This is a genomic window from Chromobacterium indicum, assembly GCF_039708975.1.
In the GTDB taxonomy this organism is placed as follows: Bacteria; Pseudomonadota; Gammaproteobacteria; order Burkholderiales; family Chromobacteriaceae; genus Chromobacterium; species Chromobacterium piscinae.
Genome location: NZ_JAYFSJ010000011.1, coordinates 183,133 through 204,136, shown reverse-complemented (window position 1 = coordinate 204,136; position 21,004 = coordinate 183,133). Strand labels below are relative to the sequence as shown.

The window sequence follows — 21,004 nt, the reverse complement described above, 5'->3', positions numbered from 1 at the left end:
GGGCGGCGGCGGTGCGACAATAGCCGCATTTACCGCTTCCGCCGCCACCATGTCCAATCACACATTCTTCTGGCACGACTACGAAACCTTCGGCGCCGTGCCGCGCCAGGACCGGCCGTCCCAGTTCGCAGGCATCCGCACCGACGCCGAGCTGAACGAGATCGGCGAGCCGGTGATGCTGTACTGCCGCCCCTCCCCCGACTACCTGCCCACGCTGCAAGCCTGCCTGCTGACCGGCATCACGCCGCAGCTGTGCCGCCAGCAAGGCGTGGCCGAGCATGAATTCGCCGGCGTGATCGAACGCGAACTGGCCACCCCCGCCACCATCGGCGTCGGCTACAACTCGCTGCGCTTCGACGACGAGGTCACCCGCTTCCTGTTCTGGCGCAACCTGATCGACCCCTATGCCCGCGAATGGCAGAACCACTGCGGCCGCTGGGACCTGCTGGATCTGGTGCGCGCCACCTACGCGCTGCGCCCCGAAGGCATCGTCTGGCCCAAACACGAAGACGGCCGCACCAGCTTCAAGCTGGAGCACCTGTCCGCCGCCAATGGCCTGGCGCACGAATCCGCGCACGACGCGCTGTCCGACGTGCGCGCCACCATCACGCTGGCGCGGCTGATCCGCCAGCGCCAGCCCAAGCTGTTCGACTACTACCTGACGCTGCGCAAGAAGGATGCGGTCAAGGTTCAGCTGTCGCTGCACGATCCCAAGCCGGTGCTGCACGTTTCCGGCATGTACGGCGTCGAACGCGGCAATATGGCTGTGATCTGGCCGCTGGCTGCCCACCCGACCAACGCCAACGAGGTGATCGTCTGGGACCTGGCCCACGACCCGGCCGAATTGCGCGGCCTCTCCGCCGACGACATCCGCCAGCGCATGTTCACCCGCGCCGACGAACTGCCCGAAGGCATGGCCCGGCTGCCGATCAAGACCATCCACATCAACAAGTCGCCGTTCGTGGTGGCCAACCTGAAAGCATTGGGCGACGACAACGCCGCCCGCTGGGGCATGGACCTGGCCGCCATCCACCGCCACGCCGAAACCGCCCGCGCGCTGCCCGACCTGTCGGCGCTGTGGCGCCGCGTCTACCAGCGCGAAGCCGGCGAACCCCAGGACGTGGATCAAAACCTGTACGGCGGCTTCGTTTCCAACAACGACCGCAAAGTGCTGCAAAAAATGCGCCGGCTGTCCGCCGAACAGCTGGCCGGCGAAATGGCGCTGTTCGAAGACCCGCAACTGGCCGAGCTGCTGTTCCGCTACCGCGCGCGCAACTTCCCGGACACCCTGTCCGGCGACGAGGCCAAACGCTGGAAAGCCTGGTGCCAAAACCGCCTGACCCAGTCCTGGCCCGCTTTCCAGCAGGAATTGGCAGAATTGCAGGCCGGCGAGCTGGCCGATGGCCAGCGCAGCCTGCTGCAACAAGTGGCGGACTACGCCGCCAGTCTTCAGGCCAGCCTGGCCTGATCCTACGGCCGGCACCTCGCCGGCCCTTCCGCCTCTCCCGGCATTCTGTTCAGCTATACGCGTTTATGCGTATGAATTTCTACTAGCGAATGAGCTAGAACTAATAGATATGCAAGTTTCGACAGACCTGCCGGGAGGCGCGCATGCTGCATCAATTCACCGTCCGTCAGAAGCTGCTGGGAGGCTTCTCGCTGCTGATCCTGCTGCTCTGCGCCGTCGTCCTGATCGCCTACAACAAGCTGCACACCATCCAGAACAACATCACCGAGATCAAGGAAGACCGCTACCCCAAGATCATGCTGTCGCAACGCATCGCGCTGAATCTGCTCTACATCAGCCGCGGCGTGCGCGACGGCGTGCTCGCCCGGGACCCGCAGAAAGTGGAGCGGCAGATCCTGAACGTGGAAAGCCTGCGCGCCGCCAACCGAGCCGATCTCGACAAGATGGAGCCGATGCTGTCCACACCGGAGGGACGCCAACTGTACGCCAAGATACGCGCGGCGCAAGACAGTCAGCGCCCGCTGTTCGAACCGCTGTACGGACTGATGCGCAGCCACCAGACCGACGCCGCGCGCGAGATGCTGGAAACCCAGTTCGCGCCGACCAACAACGCCTTCATCGGCGCGCTGCTGTCGTTGCGCGACCGTCAGCAAGGCCGGCTGGACAAATCGATGCAGGAGGCGATGGCGTCCAGCCAGCAGGCGATCGCCATCCTGCTCGGCACCGCGCTGGTTTCGCTGCTGCTGGCGGTGGCCGTGGCCTTGATCATCTCCAATGTGATCACCTCGCCGCTGCGCCACTCGGCCGATCTGGTGCATCAGATCAAGCTGGGCGACCTGTCCGGCTTCAGCGAGCCGATACCGCCGGCCCGCGACGAGGCGATGCTGATCGCCCGCGACATCCAGGAAATGCGCGAAGAGCTGCGCCAGATGGTGCAGAGCATCCAGGACAACGCCCACCAGGTGTCCGACTCCGCGCTCGCGCTGTCCGGCATGGCGCAGCAGGTGGCCGACGGCGCCCAGACCCAGGCCGAGGCCACCACCTCGGCCGCGGCGTCGATCGAACAACTGACGGTCAGCATCAACCAGGTGGCCGACAATTCCAGCGAGGCGTCGGAGCAGGCCCAGGCGGCCGGCCAACTGGCCAATCGCGGCGGCCACGAGGTGCTGGAGTCGGTGGGCAAGATACGCTTCGTCACCACATCCGTCGACGAAACCGCTAGGCAGATGAACAGCCTGACCAAGGAAGTGCAGCAGATCGGCAATATCGTCACCGTGATCCGCGACGTGGCCGACCAGACCAATCTGCTGGCGCTGAACGCGGCCATCGAAGCCGCCCGCGCCGGCGAAACCGGCCGCGGCTTCGCGGTGGTAGCCGACGAAGTCAGGAAACTCGCCGAGCGCACCACCACCTCGGCCCAGGAAATCACCACGATGATAGGGTCGATCCAGCAAGGCGTCGGCCAGGTAGTGAGCAGCATGGGCCAGAGCCTGGACTGCGTGGAGGGCGTGTCCGGCACCGCCGAGCAGGCATCTAACTCGATGCGGGAGATCGAAAGCAGCGCCGATACCATCATGCGCACGATACACAGCATCACCGGCGCGCTGACCGAGCAGCGCAGCACCAGCCTGAGCCTGGCGCAAGACATGGAGAAGGTGTCGCGGATGGCGGAGGAGAACAACGCCACCGTGCAGGAACTGGCCACCACCTCCAGCCAGCTGAGCACGCTGTCCGCCAATCTGCAAAACGTCGCCACCCGCTTCCGCCTATAGCGGACAAGCCCATCTTCCCGGCTGCGTCTTTTTCCGGCGCAGCCGTTTGCTTGCCCGCGCCGCCTTGGCGCGCAACAAGCTGCCAACAATATTCATGCTCTTCGCTTATAATCGCGTCCATTTCCTCCACTCATCAAACCGAGCGTTCAATGGATCCGATCCTGCTGTTCCACTCCCTGATCATGGGCCTGGTCGAGGGCATCACCGAGTTCCTGCCCATTTCGTCCACCGGCCACCTGATCCTCACCGGCGACCTGCTGGGCTTCCTCGACAAGGAAAAGCGCGACGTCTACGAGATCTTCATCCAGCTGGGCGCGATGCTGGCGGTAGTGTGGGAATACCGGCGCAAGATAGGACATACCATGGCCAGCGCTGTCCGTCCCGGCAGCGAGCGCAATCTGCTGCTCGGCATCGTCATCGCCTTCATCCCGGCCGCCATCGCCGGCCTGCTGTTTTCCAAACAGATCAAGGCCGTGCTGTTCAACCCGGTGTGCGTGGCGATCGCCTTCATCGTCGGCGGCTTGATCATCCTGTGGGCGGAAAAGCGCGAGCATAAAGTCGCGGTGGAAACCGTCGATGATCTGAGCCTGAAAGACGCGCTGAAAGTGGGTCTGTGCCAGTGCCTGGCGCTGATTCCCGGCACCAGCCGCTCCGGCGCCACCATCATCGGCGGCCTGTTCCTGGGCCTGTCGCGCAAGGCGGCCACCGAGTTTTCGTTCTTCCTCGGCATCCCCACCCTGGGCGCCGCCTCGCTGTACAGCCTGATCAAGCACCGCGACGCGCTGAGCGCCGACGACATCGGCGTGTTCGCCGTCGGCTTCGCCGCGTCCTTCGTGTTCGCCTTCCTCGCCATCCGCGCGCTGCTGCGCTTCATCTCTACGCACAGCTTCGCGGTGTTCGCCTGGTACCGGATCGCCTTTGGCCTGATCGTGCTGGGCACCTGGTGGAGCGGCCTGGTCGAGTGGAGCGCCTGAGCGTCTGCAAGCCCTCTCAGAAACGGCCGCTGACCGCCGCGCCGGCGTAGTCCAGACAGTCCTCGACGCGCCGGCGCTGCGCCTCGCCCAATTCGTCCAAGGCGAAATAGCGCCAGGCTGAATGCTCAACGCTCAGCCTGGGCTCCACGCCCGGCGGCGGTTCGCAACGAAACACGAAAGCCTGCGAGTTGTAGGCGCTGTGATAATAAACGCCGCTCAGATAACGCGGCGACACTTCCCGCCCCAGCTCTTCCCTACATTCGCGGATCACGCATTCATGAATGGTCTCGCCCGTCTCCAGCGCGCCTCCCGGCAGGCCCCAAGCCAGATCGCCATAGGTGGCCTTCAACAACAGCACCCGCCCGCCCGGATCTGTGATCACGGCATGGGCGCTGAGGCGGAAGGTATCGTCGAACGCCATCGGCTATGGCTTGGCCTGGCGGCTCACGCGTTCGAAAAATTCGTAGATGCCGGTCTCGCTCATCCGCCGCGCGTCGGCCAGTTCGCCGGCGCGGGTGGCGTAGATCACCTGGTTGTCAGGCGACAGCACCACCGCGGCCGGAATGCCCTTGCCTATCGGGTGGCCATACTCGGCGTCGATGTCGAGGTTATGGTCGAAATTGCCGACATCCACCTTCACCACCTTGAACTCCCGCGCCAGCAGCTCGGCGCTCTTGCCTTTCTTCAACGCCTCATCCAGCGCGCGGCAATCCGGGCACCAATTCGCCCCCAGAATCAGCAGCGCCGGCTGGTGGTTCTGCTTGGCCGCATCCAACGTCCGGCTCAATTCGGCCTTGGCGTCGGCCTGCTCGTCATATGGCAGATCGCCCGCCAGCGCGGCGGCGCTCGCCAGCAGCAGCGACAACAGGATCAGCAGTTTCTTCATGGGGATTCTCCGGAATCAAGCCAGGCGGGGCTGGCACAATACTTCGGTTTTAACGGAATGGGCGATGAAGCATTCGGCGTGGGCGGCGTGGTGCAGCTCGGCCAATTGGTCCGGCGTCGGCAGCTTGTCGCCGGAGAAAGATGTCCTGGGCTGCAGCGTCACCCTGGCGACCCAGGCCTTGCCGGCTTCGTTCCGCCCCATCTCGCCGACGGCGACGTCATGGTATTCATCGACGCGGAAACCGGCGCGCGCGGCGATATCGAGAAACCACAGCATATGGCAGCTGGACAAGGAGGCGATGAACGCTTCTTCCGGATCCACCGCGGCCGGATCGGAGTACGGCGGCGGCACGACCTGCGGCGCCGAGGAGCCTGCCACTTCCGCCCCGCCGTCAAATTTCAACAGATGCTTGCGGCTGTAACGGCGGTCGAGAAAATCCTGCTCGCCGCGCCGCCAGATAACTTCCGCCTGATGTTGCGCCATCGCGTCCGCTCCTTGTCCAATTGGTCAAAGCCGATCATAGCACGGCAATGACAAAGACATTTCAAGCTCAGCGGTAGCTGGATGGCCTCAAGGCGGTTTCGCCCCACACCTCGTCCTGCTCGGCCCGCCAGCGCCGCAATGCGGCCAGATCCAGGTCTACCGGCAACAGTTGGACTTTCTCATCGGCGACGGCCAACAAACGGCCTTGGGCATCGATCAGGCAACTGGCGCCGTCGTACTGGGGAGCCGGATAATTGCATAGCGCGACGGCGAAACGGTTTTCCAGCGCCCGGCCGCGCAGCTGCTGCAGGCGGACATCGCCCAGCTCGGCATCGTCGCGCATCGGGCAGGCATTCGGGACCAACGCCAGTTCCGCGCCCTGCCGCATCAAACTGCGGCCGGATTCGGGAAACTCGCGGTCGAAACAGATCATCGCGCCGATGCGCACGGTTTCGCCGCCCAGCGCGACATCGGCGCAGACAAAGCCGTCGCCGCCTTGCAGCGCGGTCTCGGTGCCGTCGGTGAAATCGCAAACGTGGACCTTGTCGTATTGCAGCGCCACCGAGCCATCTGCGCCGTACAGGCGCAGCCGGTTGCGCAGCGCGCCGTCGCGGCGGGCGAGATAAGTTAAACCGATGGCCAGCCCCAATCCGGCGGCCAACTGGGATATTTCGGCCAACATCCGTTCATCGTCGTCCCAGGCATGGGCGGCGTTCATCCGCTCCGGCGCGTAGCCGGTGGACCACATCTCGGGCAGCAGCAGCAAATGCGCGCCGTCCGCCGCCGCGGCCTCGCACCACTGCCTCAGCAGCGGCAGGCTGCCGGATGGATCGTCCGGCGCGGGCTGCTGCGCCAGGGCCAGGCGGATCACGCTCATGCCAGCGCGATCCGCACGTAGATGGGCTGGTAGGGCGCGTCCTGGCTGACCTTGACCATGCCCTCCTTCACCAGCTCCAGTACGGCGATGAAGTTCACCACCAGGTGGGCGACGCCCTTGTCGACGTCGAACAGCTCTTCGAATGGCACATACTCCTTGCCGTCTAGGTAGCGCAGAATCCAGCTCATCTGCTCGCGCACCGACAGCTCGTCCTTCTCCACCTTGTGATGGCGGCGGTGCTTGGCGCGGGACAGAATGGCCATCCAGGCCTGGCGCAGGTCGGCGGCGCCGACGTCCGGCAGCCTCTGCTCGGCCGATTGCTCGATCAGCACCGCCAGCCAGGCGAAGTCGCGCTCCGCCTGCGGAATCTTGTCCAGCTCCAGCGCCGCCAGCTTCATCTGCTCGTACTCCAGCAGCCGGCGCACCAGCTCGGCGCGCGGGTCGTCCGGCTCGCCGTCCTCGTCCAGCTGCGGCCGCGGCAGCAGCAGCCGCGACTTGATCTCGATCAGCAGCGCCGCCATCAGCAGATACTCGGCCGCCAGCTCCAGCCGGCCATGCTTCATCGCGTCGATGTAGGACATGTACTGGGCGGTGATTTCGGCCATCGGGATATTGAGCACATCCAGGTTCTGCTTGCGGATCAGGTAGAGCAGCAGGTCGAGCGGGCCTTCAAAGCTCTCCAGGATCACCTGCAGCGCGTCGGGCGGGATGAACAGGTCCTGCGGCACCTCCAGCACCGGCTGGCCGAAAACGTGCGCGATCGGCACGCTGGGCGGCAGCTCGGGCGAGGTCAGCTGGAAATCCGGCGCGGGAGAGTCGGGGGCATTCAAGGGTACGTCGCTCATGGCGACAAGGATACCAGCAAGCAGACGCGCGCCGGTTGAACTTTTGCCCGCTGCGGCGCACAAACCGGTTTCGACAGTGGGAGTCACGCCAGCGTGTCGCTACATCCATTGCCTGTTTTGCTCGGCCTGCTCTGCCTGCCGCTTTCCGCTTGCGGCCTGGACGGCGACGGCGCTTCCCACACATCCGAACCGCGCCGTCTTTCAGCCAGTTCCGATCATTTCTGGCGCAAGCGCGAGATCGAGGAAGTCAGCCGCCGCATCATAGAAAAAGAGCTGGGCTATCCGGAAACCACCCGGCTGGTCGCCCAGGAAGACGGCAGCGGTTCGGGACAATACCGCTTCCGCCTGTCCGGCACCGCCCGCAGCGGCTGGAAAACCCATCCCGTCACCTTCAGCGTGGCCGGCGACCTGTCCAGCGGCCGCGTGCTCAGCATCCATTGCCACTCCGACAAAGCCGGCCGGCAGGCCTGTTATCCGCCCAGGCACCTGGCAGCTTGGTCCTGACCTCAGGCCGGCTCGCCGGCCTGCGGAGCGTCCACCGCGTCCTCCAGCCGGATCTCCATCAATTGGCAACTGCCGGTCTGCTGCAGCAGGCGCTGCGCCCGGACCAGCCATTCGCCGCCGTCGGCCCGCAGCTGAAACGGCCGCAACGCCTGGTATTGCCGCCCCGGCAGCACCAGCACCCCGCGGTGGCGGAAATGGCGCTCGGCCTGCAGCAGCAGGCCCGGCTCCAGCGGCGCGCCAGGGTGGCTGGTCACCGCGCAAGCCGCCACCGCCTGAGGCCGCTTGCCGACGAACTCCACCCCGCACTCCGCCGGCGCGTCGCCGCCGGGCAGGCTGATCCATCTCACCAGGCCAAGCTGCCATTCGAAACCTCGCCGCTTCAGCATCACCAGCGCGCCGGCCTGCAGCAATCCCGGCGGACAATCGCCATACAGACGCATGCCCGACGGGCTGAGATTGCCCAATAGCAGCTCGCCGGTCTCGACATCGTCCGGCAAGCGTCCTTCTGCGGCCAGCCGCCAGCAAGCGTCGAAGCCGCCCACCACCGTCACCCGCTGGCCGTTGCGCTGATTGCGCCGCAGATGGCGGCGCTGCGGCGGCCGGTTCCACTCCTGCTCCAAGCGTCCCAGCAACTGCCACTGCGCGGCGGAGAATTCGTCGGCGCGCGCGTGGGCGGCCGTCCGCAGGCTGCGAGCCACGTCGGCGGCGTCCACCCGCCAGTAGCCGCCGGCAGTCTCGGCCGCTGCGATGGCGGCGAAGCGGCCCGGGCTGTCCGCCTCCGCCGACACCAGCCAGCCTTCCACCTCAACGCCGCTCTTCGGCGGTCCCTCCAGGCGCAGCGCCTGGCCATGGCCGGCGATCCAGTCCAGAAGCAACGATTGCCGCGCCGGATCCAGCCGGTTGCTGGAAGTGATACCCAGCAGCAGCATCTGCCGGTAGCCGGCACCCAGCGACGGTTGGCCGTCGATGGCGACCCGGCCCTCCCAGCCGCGGCGGCGCGCTTCGGCGAACAGCTGATGGCTGTCCTGCCAGAAGCCGGGAAACAACGGCGCATATCCCAGCGCGTGGCCGCGCTGCAGTTGCCAGGCGCTGCCTAGCGCCAGCCCCAGCGCCTGGCGCAACAAGCCGCCGTCGCTGAAGCGGCCGGCGCGGCGCGCGGCGCAGGCCTGGGCCAGCAGCTTGCAGGCTTCGTGCAACTCGCGCCATAAACCGCGCAAGGCGCGGTCGCTCTCCGTCCCCGCGCCGCGCCACATCAGCGGCAGGCAGGCCTCGAACAGCGCTCTGAGCGCATGCAGCCTGTCAGCCAGGCTCATCGGCTGCTCATCCAGCTGTCTTAGAGGGCGGCGCAGCCTGTCGACATGCGCTTCGGCCGGCAAGCCGAGCTGCCATTGCAAGGCTTGTTGCAGCGCCTGTCGATCCAAGGCTTGCGGCTCGCCCGCCGGCAGGGTATGGGATACGGTGAGTCTCAACATGATGACAATGACAAAGCTTCCGGGATCGGCATCTTAGCCTTCGCGCCGCCGGCCCGCGATCACGCGGCGCCGGCAATATTGCCAATCGCGGCCAGGATGTCGGCGCTGCCGCAGACGCGGCAGTACTCGCCATCCAGATTGGCCAGGCTCATCGCGTGCACCTCGTCGGCGCCGCGGCGGCGGCCACGCCAGTCGGTCTTGTCGAAAGCGAAGCAACCGTCCTCCGCCAGCCAGGCGGAAAAGCCCAGGTTCCCGGCCATCCGCGCGGTCGCCTCCACCGAGTTGCTGGTGCTGACGCCCGCCACCACCAGCTCCAGCCAGCCGTTGCCGCGCAGCAAAGCCTCCAGTCCGGTGCCGATGAAAGCGCTGTTGGTCTGCTTGCCGATCACCGTCTCGCCGGGCAGCGGCGCGGCCTCCGGCTTGAATGCATGGCCGGGCTGGCCCGGCCGGTAAGTGGAGTCCGGCTCGACAGAGTCATGGCGAATATGGATCAACGGCAACCCGCGCTCGCGCCACGCAGCCAGCAGGCCGGCGCACACCCGCTCCGCCTGGGGGTTGTTGCGCGGGCCCCAGCAGGGATGATCGACAGCCTGCTGCATGTCGATCAGCAGCAACAGCGGAGTGGGGGTGGCGAATCGAAGCGGCGCGGGCATGAGTCAGCCTTCATAATGAAAACGGCATGATGCCATGCCCCGGACGCCGCCGCACTACCGGCTCAGGAATCCCAGTATTCGCCGGGCAGGTAGTCGCTGAAATACCATTGCAGGCCTTCCGGATCACGCGCGAGGTAGCCGCTGGCGCCGTAATCCTCGCGCTTCAGCGGCTGCATGATGCTCGCGCCCAGCTCCTTGGCGCGCTCGTAATGCGCGGCCGGATCCGCCACGTGGACGCACAAGGCCAGCGCCTGCCCGAACAAGCCGCCGCCGTCCCGCTGCTCAGGCTTGAGGCTGGTCACCATGATCACCGTATTGCCCAGGCTCAACTCCGCATGATGCACCTTGCCGTTCTCTATCATGGCGAAGCGGCGCTTGAAGCCGAACACCCGTTCCAGCCATTCCATCGTCACCACCGCGTCGTCGTAGCACAGGCTGGGATACACGCCGGGCAGCGCTCTCGTTTCGCTCATCGCCGTCTCCTGATTCCATTGCGGGGAATCTCATATTAGGACAATGGCAATAAAAAACCGCCCTGCGAAAGGACGGTTCGTTTGCGGAATTGGCGCGGACGGACTCAGGCCGACAGCTCCAGCATCAGCTTGTTGATGCGCTTGACGAAGGAGGCCGGATCTTCCAGCTTGCCGCCTTCAGCCAACAGCGCCTGATCGTACAACACCTGGGCCAGATCGGCGGCGCGGGCTTCGTCGGCTTCGCCGGCCAGCTTTTTCACCAGCACGTGTTCGGGATTGATTTCCAGCGTCGGCTTGCTGCCTTCCACCTTCTGGCCGGCGGCCTTCAGCATCCGCTCCAGATGGGCGCTCATATCGTGCTCGCCGGCCACCAGGCAAGCCGGGCTCTCGGTGAGGCGAGCGGTGGCGCGCACTTCCTTCACCTGCTCGCCCAGCGCCTTCAGCACTTTCTCCACCACCGGCTTGGACGCTTCCTCAACCTGCTTCTGCGCTTCCTTGTCGGCCTCGTCCTCCAGCGCGCCCAGATCCAGCGCGCCCTTGGCGACCGATTGCAGCGCCTTGCCGTCGAACTCGAACAGCGAGCCGGTGACCCACTCGTCGACGCGGTCGGTCAAGAGCAGCACTTCCACGCCCTTCTTCTTGAATACTTCCAGATGCGGGCTGTTCTTGGCGGCGGCCAGCGTGTCGGCGGTGATGAAGTAGATCTTGTCCTGGCCTTCCTTCATCCGGCCGATGTAGTCGGCCAGCGATACGGTCGGCTCCGCGCCTTCGGACGCGGTGGAGACGAAGCGCAGCAGCTTGGCGATGCGTTCCTTGTTGGCGTGGTCTTCGCCCACGCCCTCTTTCAGCACCTGGCCGAACTCCTTCCAGAACGCGGCGTATTTCTCCGCCTGGTTGGACGACAGGTCTTCCAGCAGGCCCAGCACCTTCTTCACGCAGCCGGCGCGGATGGCGTCGATGTCCTTGGATTCCTGCAGAATCTCGCGCGACACGTTCAGCGGCAGGTCGTTGCTGTCGATCACGCCGCGCACGAAACGCAGGTAATGCGGCATCAGTTTTTCCGTGTCTTCCATGATGAAGACGCGACGCACGTACAACTTCACGCCCTGCTTGCGCTCGCGGTCGTACAGGTCGAACGGCGCGCGCGACGGGATGTACAACAGCTCGGTGTACTCCTGGCGGCCCTCGACGCGGGCGTGGCTCCAGGCCAGCGGGTCGGTGAAGTCGTGGGCGACGTGCTTGTAGAATTCCTGGTACTGCTCTTCGGTGATGTCGCTCTTGGAGCGGGTCCACAGCGCGGACGCTGAGTTGACCGCCTCCAGCTCGTCGCTGACCACCACTTCGCCGTCCTCGCCGTAGCCGCTGCCCTTTTTCATCTCGATCGGGATGGAGATGTGGTCGGAGTACTTGCGAACGATGCCCTTCAGCTTCCAGTCGTTCAACAGCTCGTCCTCGCCCTCTTTCAGGTGCAGGACGATCTCGGTGCCGCGCTCGGTCTTTTCCACGCTCTCCAGCGTGTACTCGCCCTCGCCCTGCGACTCCCAACGGACGGCTTCGGCCTCGCCTGCGCGGCGGGTGGTCAGCGTCACCTTGTCGGCGACGATGAAGGCGGAGTAGAAGCCGACGCCGAACTGGCCGATCAAGTGGGCGTCTTTCTTCTCATCGCCGGACAGCTGCTCGAAGAAGGACTTGGTGCCGGACTTGGCGATGGTGCCGATGTGGGACACCACTTCGTCGCGGCTCATGCCGATGCCGTTGTCGGCGATGGTGACGGTGCGGGCATCCTTGTCGAAGGCGATGCGGATCTTCAGCTCGGGATCGTTCTCGAACAGCTCCGGCTTGGCCAGGCCCTCGAAGCGCAGCTTGTCGGCGGCGTCGGACGCATTGGAGATCAACTCACGCAGGAAGATTTCCTTGTTGGAATACAAGGAGTGGATCATCAGCTTCAGCAGCTGCTTCACTTCGGTCTGAAAACCCAGGGTTTCTTTCTGTGCACTCATGGTCGTCAATGTTATTGAGGTTGGCGATAGCGGGCAGATGGCGGCTTTCGGCCGCATTTCAAGTAGCCGGAATGCAAAAAGCCCTGTCGGTCGACAGGGCTTTCTTCCGCAATGGGAACCGATCAGGACTCGGTCTGGCCATCCTGCTGCGGCGCGGCTTCCGCCACGGCGGGAGCGGCTTCGAGCGCTGCCGGAGCGGGAGCCTCGACCGGCGCCGTCTCAGCGTCGGCGGCGGGGGCGTTTTTCGGCTGCATCTGCAGCTCGGCGGCGCGCTTCTCCTCGGCGCTCACCTCGCCTTGCGGCTTGCCGTTCAGGTCGAAACGCTTGCCGCCTCGGGCCAGCGACTTCAGGTAGCGCGGCTTGCGGCAATGGTTGGCCACCACACGGGAAATCAGGGCCGGATCAAACTGCGACAATGCCGCGATCAGGCTCTCGTGAATGCCGAGCGCCAACGGCCGGAACTGGCGAAACACGTCAAACTTGCCGTAGATGTGATCCGCGATCATCTCGGTCTGCTTTTTCTTGGACAAGCTTTGGACTGCAGACTTGAGAGCAGCACCGAGTGCCGTTTCAGTATTTGGCTTCATGAACTTCAATCTAGATCCGTTGATGCAAAGACAGCGCATGCTGCCCAATCAAGAGGCGTGGTGCAACCGGCCACTTGTCCAGTTAGACGACGGCGTCGCCAGGATGTGAATTTTAATCCAGCAAGATGAACGCCGCCATCTGCCCGCATAGGGACAAAACGACTTCCGCGGCCGGACTGCTGATGGTGCCCCGGGCCGGGGTCGAACCGGCACAGCCGAAGCCGAGGGATTTTAAGTCCCTTGTGTCTACCAATTTCACCACCGGGGCAGCAGCAAAGCGGGCAATTGTAGCCCAGCGCAACGCGGGCTGACAATGCATTTTAAATATCGCATCCCAGGCAGTGCAGGATGATCACCGCCGCTTGCGAATCGGCCGATTATTCAGCTTATTTCGTCTTGATATGATTTAGCAGCGCGTTTCATCAGCGGCAACGATTTGATTTTAAAGCATTGCCTGCCAATGAGACGCTGCACTTTAACGGCAATGTCCAGAGCTGTCAACGCCGCGGCAGGCAAATACCAATCGGCGGCAATGCGCCGCGCATAAAATCATCTCGATTAACATGGGATGCAATGAAGATGACGGCTAAATAGCTGTTTTTCCGGTCAATGTCTTAGGTATATCGGCTTTATCCATAACCCTCTGATAAAAACACCTGGCAATGCCTATCAAATACTGACGAATTTCACCACACTTCCGCATTGAATCATTATCAATATATTTACTCGCCTCCTTATTCATTTCAGCCTAGGCGATACAGAATCAGCGCCCAGGCCGATTCCGGCGCGGCTGCCGCCGCCAAATGCCCGCTCCCGGCAAAGCCCCTCCCCGCGCAATGCGACGCCCTCTCACCCTCTCCTCTCACTCCGCCACTGACATGGTTCCCCTGCCCGCCTGCGCGGCCGCTTTTTAAACTGGCTTCCAATCACAGCAGCGCGCCGGCCATGCCGGCCCGCATCCATTCGCGGAGAAACCACATGCAAGCATTGGGCAAGGGCGCGCACGGCCAGGAGGTGCGGGAATTGCAGATCCGTCTCAACAGCCAGGGCTCCAGGCTGGAGGTGGATGGATGGTATGGAACGGCCACGGAACAAGCGGTGGCCCGGCTGCAACGCCGCGCCGGCCTGGTGGTCAACGGCGTGGCCGGCGACGCCACGCAGGCGGCGCTGCGCGGCCAGCGCGATCCGCGTGGGCTTCGCGAGGCGGATCTGCTCGATGCCGCCGACCGCCTGCGCTTGCCGCCCCCCAGCCTGAAGGCTTTCTGCGAGACCGAGGCGGAAGACGCCGGCTTCCTGCCCGACGGCAGCGCGCGCATCCTGCTGGAGCGCCATATCGCCTACCGCCAAGCCTTGAAGGCCGGCCTGGACGCCAACCGCATCGCCGACCGCCATCCCGAGCTGTGCAAGCCCATCCGCGGCGGCTATCAAAGCCCGTCCGCGGAATGGGAGCGTTTCCGGCGGCTGGCCGCCGTGGCGGGGGAAACGGTCGCCGTCGAGTCCTGCCTCTGGGGACTGTACCGCTTGCCCGGCTTCCTCTGGCAGGAGCTGGGCTACGCCGACGCCCGGTCGTTTCGGACGGAAATGGAGCGGAACGAGGCCCGCCAGCTGGACGGCCTGGTGCGGCTGCTGAGCGCGCGCCCCGCCTTGCTGCAAACCCTGCGCGAACGCCGCTGGCGCGCGACGGCGCGCATCCGGCAGGGCCCCGCCTGGCTGGACAGCCTGTACGACGCCCGCCTGGCCGCCGCCCATGACCGGGCGCGGAGGCTGGCATGACGCCATACGCCCCGCTCCGCCTCGCCGTCGCCGCGCTCGCCTTGCTGTTTCCGCTGCAGCTGCTCGACCTTCAGTTCGGCCGCAGCGCGGCGCTGCAAACCCAAATCGCGCAATTGCAGCTGCGCGAGCAACAGTTGCTGACCATCAATCAGCAACAGGCGCAGCAGCTGGCCATTCAGGATCTGGACCTGAAACTGCTGGCGTCGGCTCAGCGCGAACTGGCTGACGAAACCCGACGCCTGCTGCGATCGCCGCGTTGAATCACGCCTCACCGGCACGCAGCAGGCTGGACGGCTGGCGTCCCAGCACCCGCAGGAAGCTGCGGCGCATGCGCTCCGCGTCGCCGAAGCCGCACAACCGGGCCACCTTCTGAATGGAGCGCTCGCCGCTTTCCAACGCGGCGCGCGCGGCCTCCACCCGCAACTGCTCCACCGCCTTGGCCGGCGGCATGCCCACCTCGGACTGGAACAGCCGCGAGAAATGGCGCGGACTCAAGCAGCAAAATCCAGCCAGCGACTCCACGTCCCAAGCCCCATCCAAGCTCCGCCGCACCTGGTCGAGCAAGGCCGCGAAGCGTCCTTCCGGCCGCTGCATCTCCAGCAGCGACGAAAACTGCGATTGCCCGCCCGGACGGCGGTAATACACCACCAGCCGCTGCGCGCAACGCCGGGCGATCTCCTCGCCCATGTCTTCCGCCACCAAGGCCAGCGCCACATCGATGCCGGCGCTGACCCCGGCGGCGGTCCAGATATTGCTCTGGCGAATGAAGATGCGGTCGGTATCCAGTTCCACCGCGGGATAGCGGCGGGAGAATTCCCCGCTGTGCGCCCAATGGGTGGTCGCGCGCCGGCCATCCAGCAAGCCGGCCTCCGCCAGCAGGAAAGCGCCGGTGCAAACGCTGACCACGCGCCGGGAAGCCGATGCGCAACGCCGCAAGTAGGCCAGCGTCTCCCCGCAGCCCAGCGCGGAAGGCGCGCCCTCGCCGCCGGCCACCAGCACCGTGTCCGGCGCCGGCATCGCGGACAGCGGCCGGCTGTCCAGCGCGATGCCTGAGGAGCTGCGCGCCGCGCCGCCGTCCACGGTCAGCGGCGTCAGCCGGTACGCGCCCGGCCGATAGCGCAGCGCGCATTCAAAAACGGAGATCGGCCCCGCCGCGTCCAATAGCTGGAAACCGTCGAACAGCAGGATGGCGATGTCTCGCGTCATGGCATGAAAAGTTGGAATTTAGTCATTTGCGCCAAAGCATAGCCGGCCGATGATTGCGGGGTCAATCACCGCCGGGAGGCATCATGAACCACCCCTATACCATCGTTTTCGCGCTGTATCCGGGCGTCACCCAGCTGGACTTCACCGGCCCGCTGGAATTCCTGAGCAAGCTCCCCCGGGCCCGTTGCCTGCTGGCCTCCAGCCGGGGCGGCGACATCCGCGCCGACGGCGGCGTCGTCTTCTCCGGCATCGCCCGGCTGGCCGACATTGAACGCTGCGGCCTGCTGTGCGTCCCCGGCGGACTGGGCACCATGGAAGCGATGGAGGATGCCGAGCTGCTGGGACAGCTGCGCCGCCTCGCCGCCGGCGCCGATTATCTCAGCTCGGTCTGCACCGGCTCCTTGCTGCTCGGCGCGGCCGGCCTGCTCAAGGGCCGCCGCGCCGCCTGCCACTGGGCCTGGCTGGACAGCCTGGCGGCCTTCGGCGCCCATCCCTGCCCGGACCGGGTGGTGGTGGACGGAAAGCTGTTCAGCGGCGGCGGCGTCACCGCCGGCATCGACATGGCGCTGACGCTGATGGCGGAAATCGCCGGCCCCGAGTTCGCGCAGACGGTGCAACTGACGCTGGAATACGCGCCGGCGCCGCCATTCGCCTCCGGCCGGCCGGAACTGGCCAGCCCGGAAGTGCTGGCCGCGGCGCGGCGGCGGATCGACCAGCTCCGCGATCGGCGCGAAGAAGCGGTGCTGCGCGCCGCCTCCAGTCTGTGAAAGGGGAAAAACTGTCCAAGAGGCTGACCGACGCCGCCTCGCCAGCGGCTACACCTAGAGCATGAAGCCCCATCCCGGCGCGGACTCCCGGCATCCCGGCGCGATCCGCGCTCCTCCACGCGAGGTGAACGATGAGCCTGTATGCCGAACTGGTCAGACACGCGGCGGACCAATACCGCTCCCAGCTGGACGCGCTCTACGCGCGGCAGCACATCATCCAGCAGGCCGACCGGATCGCCGGCCTGCTGAGCAAGGCAGGCCTTCCCGCCCGGGCGCAGGCCGACGAGCAATTCATGCCCTATGTCGAGCTGTCGCTGGCCGAAGAGCTGCTAAGCATGCGGCAAGCCGTGCTGAGCTACGTCTGCAATGTGCTGGAATGCCATCTGGAGGGCGGCGCGGGCGCCGGCGGGCGGGACTGTTACCGGATACTGCCGGCCGCGGATTCGTCGGAACAGATCCGGCTGATGCTGGTGGTAACCGGCGGCTGATCCGGCATCCAAGCGCGCGGCGGGAATCTCGCCCGCCGCGCCCTGCCGCGCGTCAAAGCGTCTGGAAGTAGAGGCGGTAGTCGCCCTGCCCGAACAGCATGGCCATGCTGGTCAGGTTGCTGTTGGCCGGGATGTCCACCAGGTTCAGCACCGGGATCGAATCGAAGCCGTACTCGTACTGATTCGTTTGCCGGTTGTAGGCGAACTGATAGAAGGTATCGACGCTGCCGACCTTGAACGCGTACAAGCGGTAGGCGCTGCCGTCGAACAGCATGGACCAGCGATGCCAGTCGGTATCGTTCGGGGCCTTCGCCACGTTGAGCGTGGGAATCGAGTTGTAGCCGTATTCATAGCGGCTGGTTTCCCGATTGAAGCCGAACTGGTACAGCACCGTCGGCGCGCCCAGCCGGCGCAGGTACAGCCGGTAGGTTTTGGTGCCGCTGTCGTACAGCATCGCCAGGCTGCTGGCGTCGGCATCGGCCGGCGCGCCGGTGATCTGCAGTTCCTTGATCGAGTTGTAGCCGAACTCGTACGCTCCGCTCGCCGGGTTGAACGCCGCCTGGTAAAGCGTGTTGGCGCTGCTGCCCTTGAAAAAATACATCCGGTAATACTCGCCGTCGTTCAGCATCGCCCAGCGCAGCCAATTGGTATCGGCGGGCATGTTGACGACGGGAATGTTGGGAATGGATCCGCCATAGGCGAATTTGTAGGTGCTGGTGCCGGGAACGTAAGCAAACTGGTTGACCGAGGCCATGGCGTTTTTCTCCTGAGGTTGCACTGCCGCGAACCCGCCGCTGCGGCGGACTCCGTAACTCCCCCTCGGCGCGATAAACCCATTCGGCGCAGGATGCCGGACAACAGGCCGGCGATGCTTCGGCATGCCGGCCTGATGAATCTAAACTATGACTATCCTTGTATGAAAAAATTATATACGCATAAAATCTGGCTGGACCTGATCAAAAGAACAGTCAAAATGGCGGCCAACAAGCGCCCGCCAGTTCACGGCCTGCCGGCATGCGCCAGCGACGGGTCCAGCGCCGACAAGATCCGATAGGCCGCCCGGACGCGTTCGGCATTGGGGTAGTTGCGGTTGGCCAGCATCACAATGCCTATCTTGCGCGACGGTACGAACAGCACATACCCGCCGAAACCGTTGGTGGAGCCGGTCTTGTTCAGCAGAACATCCGCGCCGGCCGGGCGCGGCGGATTCAGCCACGCCACCTGCTGCGGCTGGAATGCGATCTCGTTGGAATTGCCCGCCAGCAAACGCTCAAGGCTGAGCGGGTAGCGATAGCCCTCCCAACCCAGGCCCTGATGCAGATCGCCGACCCGGTAATAAGCGGCGTGGCTGGCATCCATGGCTCGCCTCAGCGCCGGCTCCGTCTGGCCGGACATGTTGATCGCCAGGTATTTCAGCATGTCGGCCGCGCTGGATTTGATGCCGTAAGCCTCGGCGTCAAGCGCGCCCGGACCCACCCGCACCGGCTTGCCGGCCTTGGAATAACCCCAGGCGTAGCGCGACTGCTCCGCCGCGGGAACGTGGATGAAGGTATGGCTCAAACCCAGCTTGGGCAATAACCCCTTCTCCATCGCCTCGTCGAAAGGCTGGCCCAGGCTGCGGGCGGCAAGATGCCCGAACAGGCCGATGCTGGGATTGGAATACAAACGCCTCGCGCCCGGAGCGTAGTCCGGTTTCCAGCCGCGGTAGTAAGCCAGCATCGATGACGGATCAACCACCGCGTCCGGAAACTGCAGCGGCAGGCCGCCGGCGCTGTAGGTGGCAAGCTGCAGCAGCGAAATGCGATCAAAGGCGCTGCCCTTGAGTTCGGGCTGATAGCGGCTGGCCTTGTCGCCCAGCGACAGCTTGCCCTGCGCCAACGCGTACGCGCCCAGGATGCCGGTGAAGGTCTTGCTGATCGATCCCAGCTCGAACAAGGTGTCCTGGGTCACGGCCTGACCGCTCTCCCTGGAGGCGACGCCATAGTTGAAGTAGCGGGCTTCGCCGTTTGCCAGCACCGCCACCGCCATGCCGGGAATGTCGTTGGCCTTCATCAACGGCGGAATCGTCGCTTCCACCGCCTTGCCAAGGTCGGCGCCGCCGCCGTCATTGGCGGCCAACGCCGCGGTCGGAACAAGGGAAAGGCAGCCGAGCACGCCTGCCAAGGTTCGAAATTTCAGGGATCGCATCATCGCGGAACTCCGGTGCGGGGACATGGCGGCCGACGCGGCCTCTCCGCGCGGCGCTTGGTCCCGATTGGGAAAGCCCCGCCAAGTTACAAACCGCGGCGGCCAGCGTAAACCGCGAGAAACGTAACATCCGTAACCGTTAATGGAATGTAAACAAAATGCCGCGCAGGCGGCCCCGCCTCATGGATGGCCCGCCTCCTCATCCTCGGGGACCCGCCCGGCATACTTGCTCAACAGCGCGTCGAGAATAGCCGACGACTCCGCATCCGGCTCCCCGTCATAGCGAGCAGGCCGGAAGTGCATCTGGAATGCCGCGATGACAGCCCGCGTTTCGGCATCCCATGCCCCGCTTTCCGGCGCATCGTAGCCATAGGCCGTCAAACGCTCCTGCCAATCCGATGCGTCCGTCGGCAACCGGCGGGACAGAAAACGGCGCACATCGTCCTCGTCGGGCCAGGCGCCGACGCCAAACTCCCGGTACAGCCTCTCCCAAGGAAACTTCGGCCCCGGATCCACTTTGCGGCCCGGCGAAATGTCGGCATGCCCGACGACGTTGCGCGGCGGGATTCGATGGCGGGCGACGATGTCGGCGGCCAGCCTGCCCACCAGGGCGATCTGGGCGTCGTCGAACGCGACCCAGTCCCGCAACGTCGGCGGCCAGTTGTCCTGCTGCGGCGACGGGTAGCCGCGATTGACGATCTCCACGCCTATCGAGCTGCCGTTCACATAGCGCTCGCCGCGCCAAAAACTCTCGCCGGCATGCCAGGCGCGACTCTCCTCCGGCACCAGCCTCAGAACCGCGGGCTTCGCGGCCAGGGTTGCGGCATCCGGCACCAGGTAATGGGCGCTGGCCCGGTACTGCGCATCCGTCAGCAGCTTGAGCGAAGCCGCAAAGTCTTCCGCCGTATAGTGGAGCACCAGGGTGCGGACGCGGGAGTCCTGGTTGGCCGACGCATGCGATTCATCGATCCAGAGCGCCATCGTTTCTCCCTGCGCCCTTGCGGCCGGAGCCGCCAGCAGCGCGCCGCCTGCGGCGATCATCCCGGTCCGGCACAAAAACTGTCTGCGATTCGCCATTATTTCCCTTCCGCCATCCGGCGCATGATGCGATATATCCAGTCCGGTCAGACCGCCCGCGCCGAGCGGAAATCCCGATCAAGCCGCGCGCGGCTCATCGCCTTGCCTGCGGATTCATGATGGGGAATGGAAAAGCCATCGCGCCGAACGATTTCAAGTGTATGGGATGAAAAAGAAAAACCCCGTAAATCCTTGGATTTACGGGGTTATATCTGGAGGCGGGGGTCGGAATCGAACCGGCGTAGACGGATTTGCAATCCGCTGCATAACCACTTTGCTACCCCGCCGTTAACCGGCGTATCGACCAGATGATATCTGATCAATCTGAATTTTGGAGCGGGAAACGAGGCTCGAACTCGCGACCTCAACCTTGGCAAGGTTGCGCTCTACCAACTGAGCTATTCCCGCAATGCAAATTGTTTCAAGTCTGATGCTGGAGCGGGAAACGAGGCTCGAACTCGCGACCTCAACCTTGGCAAGGTTGCGCTCTACCAACTGAGCTATTCCCGCAT

Annotated in this window: 22 protein-coding genes and 4 tRNA genes; 8 read left to right on the top strand and 18 right to left on the bottom strand. The window is 64.9% G+C overall.

Annotation, left to right across the window (positions count from 1 at the left end):
* Positions 1-49: 49 nt before the first annotated feature.
* The 3 genes from sbcB (at position 50) to VA599_RS16555 (ending at position 4,214) form a co-directional block, all read left to right on the top strand.
* Positions 50-1,468, top strand: a complete 1,419-nt coding sequence (sbcB, locus tag VA599_RS16565; protein WP_346789569.1) for an exodeoxyribonuclease I — start codon at positions 50-52, stop codon at positions 1,466-1,468.
* 143 nt (positions 1,469-1,611) lie between these two features.
* Positions 1,612-3,240, top strand: a complete 1,629-nt coding sequence (locus VA599_RS16560; protein WP_346789567.1) for a methyl-accepting chemotaxis protein — start codon at positions 1,612-1,614, stop codon at positions 3,238-3,240.
* A 149-nt stretch (positions 3,241-3,389) separates the two neighbouring features.
* Positions 3,390-4,214 carry an undecaprenyl-diphosphate phosphatase gene (locus tag VA599_RS16555; RefSeq protein WP_346789565.1) on the top strand — a complete coding sequence of 275 codons (825 nt, stop codon included), beginning with the start codon at positions 3,390-3,392 and terminating at the stop codon, positions 4,212-4,214.
* 16 nt (positions 4,215-4,230) lie between these two features.
* Here the strand turns inward: VA599_RS16555 and VA599_RS16550 are convergent, their stop codons facing one another.
* From VA599_RS16550 to VA599_RS16530, 5 genes are all read right to left on the bottom strand, one after another.
* A complete protein-coding gene (locus tag VA599_RS16550) occupies positions 4,231-4,635 on the bottom strand; it encodes an NUDIX hydrolase (RefSeq protein ID WP_346789563.1) in 405 nt (134 codons plus the stop codon).
* A 3-nt stretch (positions 4,636-4,638) separates the two neighbouring features.
* Positions 4,639-5,100 (bottom strand): thioredoxin family protein, encoded by a 462-nt coding sequence (locus VA599_RS16545; RefSeq protein ID WP_021477029.1) that lies wholly within the window; start codon positions 5,098-5,100, stop codon positions 4,639-4,641.
* A gap of 15 nt (positions 5,101-5,115) precedes the next feature.
* The gene (locus VA599_RS16540) at positions 5,116-5,583 is read right to left on the bottom strand and encodes an OsmC family protein (protein ID WP_104946398.1); all 468 of its coding nucleotides are present in this window, start codon (positions 5,581-5,583) and stop codon (positions 5,116-5,118) included.
* Positions 5,584-5,650: 67 nt separating this feature from the next.
* Complete coding sequence (locus VA599_RS16535; RefSeq protein WP_021477027.1) at positions 5,651-6,460, bottom strand: carbon-nitrogen hydrolase family protein; 810 nt, start codon at positions 6,458-6,460, stop codon at positions 5,651-5,653.
* On the bottom strand, positions 6,457-7,305 hold the full coding sequence (locus VA599_RS16530; RefSeq protein WP_166438913.1) for a segregation and condensation protein A: 849 nt from the start codon (positions 7,303-7,305) through the stop codon (positions 6,457-6,459). Before VA599_RS16530 ends, VA599_RS16535 begins: the two co-directional genes overlap by 4 nt.
* A gap of 93 nt (positions 7,306-7,398) precedes the next feature.
* Between VA599_RS16530 and VA599_RS16525 the strand changes: the two genes are divergently transcribed.
* On the top strand, positions 7,399-7,809 hold the full coding sequence (locus VA599_RS16525) for a hypothetical protein (protein WP_346789560.1): 411 nt from the start codon (positions 7,399-7,401) through the stop codon (positions 7,807-7,809).
* 2 nt (positions 7,810-7,811) lie between these two features.
* On the opposite strand, the gene VA599_RS16520 is transcribed toward VA599_RS16525, so the two are convergent.
* The 6 genes from VA599_RS16520 to VA599_RS16495 all read right to left on the bottom strand — a co-directional run bounded on the left by VA599_RS16520 (position 7,812) and on the right by VA599_RS16495 (position 13,262).
* Positions 7,812-9,281 carry a hypothetical protein gene (locus tag VA599_RS16520; RefSeq protein ID WP_346789558.1) on the bottom strand — a complete coding sequence of 490 codons (1,470 nt, stop codon included), beginning with the start codon at positions 9,279-9,281 and terminating at the stop codon, positions 7,812-7,814.
* Positions 9,282-9,340: 59 nt separating this feature from the next.
* Entirely contained in the window at positions 9,341-9,934 is a 594-nt protein-coding gene (locus VA599_RS16515) for a cysteine hydrolase family protein (protein WP_104946394.1), read from the bottom strand.
* A 62-nt stretch (positions 9,935-9,996) separates the two neighbouring features.
* The gene (locus tag VA599_RS16510) at positions 9,997-10,407 is read right to left on the bottom strand and encodes a VOC family protein (RefSeq protein WP_021477022.1); all 411 of its coding nucleotides are present in this window, start codon (positions 10,405-10,407) and stop codon (positions 9,997-9,999) included.
* Positions 10,408-10,511: 104 nt separating this feature from the next.
* Positions 10,512-12,407, bottom strand: a complete 1,896-nt coding sequence (gene htpG, locus VA599_RS16505) for a molecular chaperone HtpG (RefSeq protein WP_346789556.1) — start codon at positions 12,405-12,407, stop codon at positions 10,512-10,514.
* A gap of 122 nt (positions 12,408-12,529) precedes the next feature.
* Positions 12,530-12,994: a ProQ/FINO family protein gene (locus tag VA599_RS16500; protein ID WP_346789578.1), complete on the bottom strand. Its 465-nt coding sequence runs from the start codon at positions 12,992-12,994 to the stop codon at positions 12,530-12,532.
* Positions 12,995-13,177: 183 nt separating this feature from the next.
* Positions 13,178-13,262 (bottom strand) — tRNA-Leu (locus VA599_RS16495).
* Positions 13,263-13,972: 710 nt separating this feature from the next.
* On the opposite strand from VA599_RS16495, the gene VA599_RS16490 reads away from it, so the two are divergent.
* Both VA599_RS16490 and VA599_RS16485 read left to right on the top strand, forming a co-directional pair.
* The gene (locus VA599_RS16490) at positions 13,973-14,767 is read left to right on the top strand and encodes an N-acetylmuramidase domain-containing protein (RefSeq protein WP_346789555.1); all 795 of its coding nucleotides are present in this window, start codon (positions 13,973-13,975) and stop codon (positions 14,765-14,767) included.
* Positions 14,764-15,027 carry a hypothetical protein gene (locus VA599_RS16485; protein ID WP_346789553.1) on the top strand — a complete coding sequence of 88 codons (264 nt, stop codon included), beginning with the start codon at positions 14,764-14,766 and terminating at the stop codon, positions 15,025-15,027. The genes VA599_RS16490 and VA599_RS16485 overlap by 4 nt, the downstream gene beginning before the upstream one ends.
* A 1-nt stretch (position 15,028) precedes the next feature.
* On the opposite strand, the gene VA599_RS16480 is transcribed toward VA599_RS16485, so the two are convergent.
* A complete protein-coding gene (locus tag VA599_RS16480; protein WP_346789551.1) occupies positions 15,029-15,973 on the bottom strand; it encodes a GlxA family transcriptional regulator in 945 nt (314 codons plus the stop codon).
* An 83-nt stretch (positions 15,974-16,056) separates the two neighbouring features.
* Between VA599_RS16480 and VA599_RS16475 the strand changes: the two genes are divergently transcribed.
* Positions 16,057-16,740: a DJ-1/PfpI family protein gene (locus VA599_RS16475; protein ID WP_346789549.1), complete on the top strand. Its 684-nt coding sequence runs from the start codon at positions 16,057-16,059 to the stop codon at positions 16,738-16,740.
* A 131-nt stretch (positions 16,741-16,871) separates the two neighbouring features.
* A complete protein-coding gene (locus VA599_RS16470; RefSeq protein WP_346789547.1) occupies positions 16,872-17,228 on the top strand; it encodes a hypothetical protein in 357 nt (118 codons plus the stop codon).
* 52 nt (positions 17,229-17,280) lie between these two features.
* Here the strand turns inward: VA599_RS16470 and VA599_RS16465 are convergent, their stop codons facing one another.
* From VA599_RS16465 to VA599_RS16440, 6 genes are all read right to left on the bottom strand, one after another.
* A complete protein-coding gene (locus tag VA599_RS16465; protein WP_021477013.1) occupies positions 17,281-17,982 on the bottom strand; it encodes a hypothetical protein in 702 nt (233 codons plus the stop codon).
* 245 nt (positions 17,983-18,227) lie between these two features.
* Positions 18,228-19,415 (bottom strand): class C beta-lactamase, encoded by a 1,188-nt coding sequence (gene ampC, locus VA599_RS16460; RefSeq protein ID WP_429838821.1) that lies wholly within the window; start codon positions 19,413-19,415, stop codon positions 18,228-18,230.
* Between the two features lie 180 nt (positions 19,416-19,595).
* A complete protein-coding gene (locus tag VA599_RS16455) occupies positions 19,596-20,492 on the bottom strand; it encodes an N-acetylmuramoyl-L-alanine amidase (protein WP_104946387.1) in 897 nt (298 codons plus the stop codon).
* Between the two features lie 213 nt (positions 20,493-20,705).
* Positions 20,706-20,779 (bottom strand) — tRNA-Cys (locus VA599_RS16450).
* Between the two features lie 45 nt (positions 20,780-20,824).
* A tRNA-Gly gene (locus VA599_RS16445) sits at positions 20,825-20,900 on the bottom strand.
* A gap of 26 nt (positions 20,901-20,926) precedes the next feature.
* A tRNA-Gly gene (locus VA599_RS16440) sits at positions 20,927-21,002 on the bottom strand.
* Positions 21,003-21,004 lie beyond the last annotated feature (2 nt).

Coding starts and splice junctions, on each gene's coding strand:
- ampC (WP_429838821.1), bottom strand. CDS start 19,415: ATGCGATCCCTGAAATTTCGAACCTTGGCAGGCGTGCTCGGCTGCCTT.
- VA599_RS16560 (WP_346789567.1), top strand. CDS start 1,612: ATGCTGCATCAATTCACCGTCCGTCAGAAGCTGCTGGGAGGCTTCTCG.
- VA599_RS16545 (WP_021477029.1), bottom strand. CDS start 5,100: ATGAAGAAACTGCTGATCCTGTTGTCGCTGCTGCTGGCGAGCGCCGCC.
- VA599_RS16455 (WP_104946387.1), bottom strand. CDS start 20,492: ATGGCGAATCGCAGACAGTTTTTGTGCCGGACCGGGATGATCGCCGCA.
- VA599_RS16555 (WP_346789565.1), top strand. CDS start 3,390: ATGGATCCGATCCTGCTGTTCCACTCCCTGATCATGGGCCTGGTCGAG.
- VA599_RS16510 (WP_021477022.1), bottom strand. CDS start 10,407: ATGAGCGAAACGAGAGCGCTGCCCGGCGTGTATCCCAGCCTGTGCTAC.
- VA599_RS16465 (WP_021477013.1), bottom strand. CDS start 17,982: ATGGCCTCGGTCAACCAGTTTGCTTACGTTCCCGGCACCAGCACCTAC.
- htpG (WP_346789556.1), bottom strand. CDS start 12,407: ATGAGTGCACAGAAAGAAACCCTGGGTTTTCAGACCGAAGTGAAGCAG.
- VA599_RS16540 (WP_104946398.1), bottom strand. CDS start 5,583: ATGGCGCAACATCAGGCGGAAGTTATCTGGCGGCGCGGCGAGCAGGAT.
- VA599_RS16550 (WP_346789563.1), bottom strand. CDS start 4,635: ATGGCGTTCGACGATACCTTCCGCCTCAGCGCCCATGCCGTGATCACA.
- VA599_RS16515 (WP_104946394.1), bottom strand. CDS start 9,934: ATGCCCGCGCCGCTTCGATTCGCCACCCCCACTCCGCTGTTGCTGCTG.
- VA599_RS16530 (WP_166438913.1), bottom strand. CDS start 7,305: ATGAGCGACGTACCCTTGAATGCCCCCGACTCTCCCGCGCCGGATTTC.
- sbcB (WP_346789569.1), top strand. CDS start 50: ATGTCCAATCACACATTCTTCTGGCACGACTACGAAACCTTCGGCGCC.
- VA599_RS16520 (WP_346789558.1), bottom strand. CDS start 9,281: ATGTTGAGACTCACCGTATCCCATACCCTGCCGGCGGGCGAGCCGCAA.
- VA599_RS16480 (WP_346789551.1), bottom strand. CDS start 15,973: ATGACGCGAGACATCGCCATCCTGCTGTTCGACGGTTTCCAGCTATTG.
- VA599_RS16500 (WP_346789578.1), bottom strand. CDS start 12,994: ATGAAGCCAAATACTGAAACGGCACTCGGTGCTGCTCTCAAGTCTGCA.
- VA599_RS16470 (WP_346789547.1), top strand. CDS start 16,872: ATGAGCCTGTATGCCGAACTGGTCAGACACGCGGCGGACCAATACCGC.
- VA599_RS16490 (WP_346789555.1), top strand. CDS start 13,973: ATGCAAGCATTGGGCAAGGGCGCGCACGGCCAGGAGGTGCGGGAATTG.
- VA599_RS16475 (WP_346789549.1), top strand. CDS start 16,057: ATGAACCACCCCTATACCATCGTTTTCGCGCTGTATCCGGGCGTCACC.
- VA599_RS16485 (WP_346789553.1), top strand. CDS start 14,764: ATGACGCCATACGCCCCGCTCCGCCTCGCCGTCGCCGCGCTCGCCTTG.
- VA599_RS16535 (WP_021477027.1), bottom strand. CDS start 6,460: ATGAGCGTGATCCGCCTGGCCCTGGCGCAGCAGCCCGCGCCGGACGAT.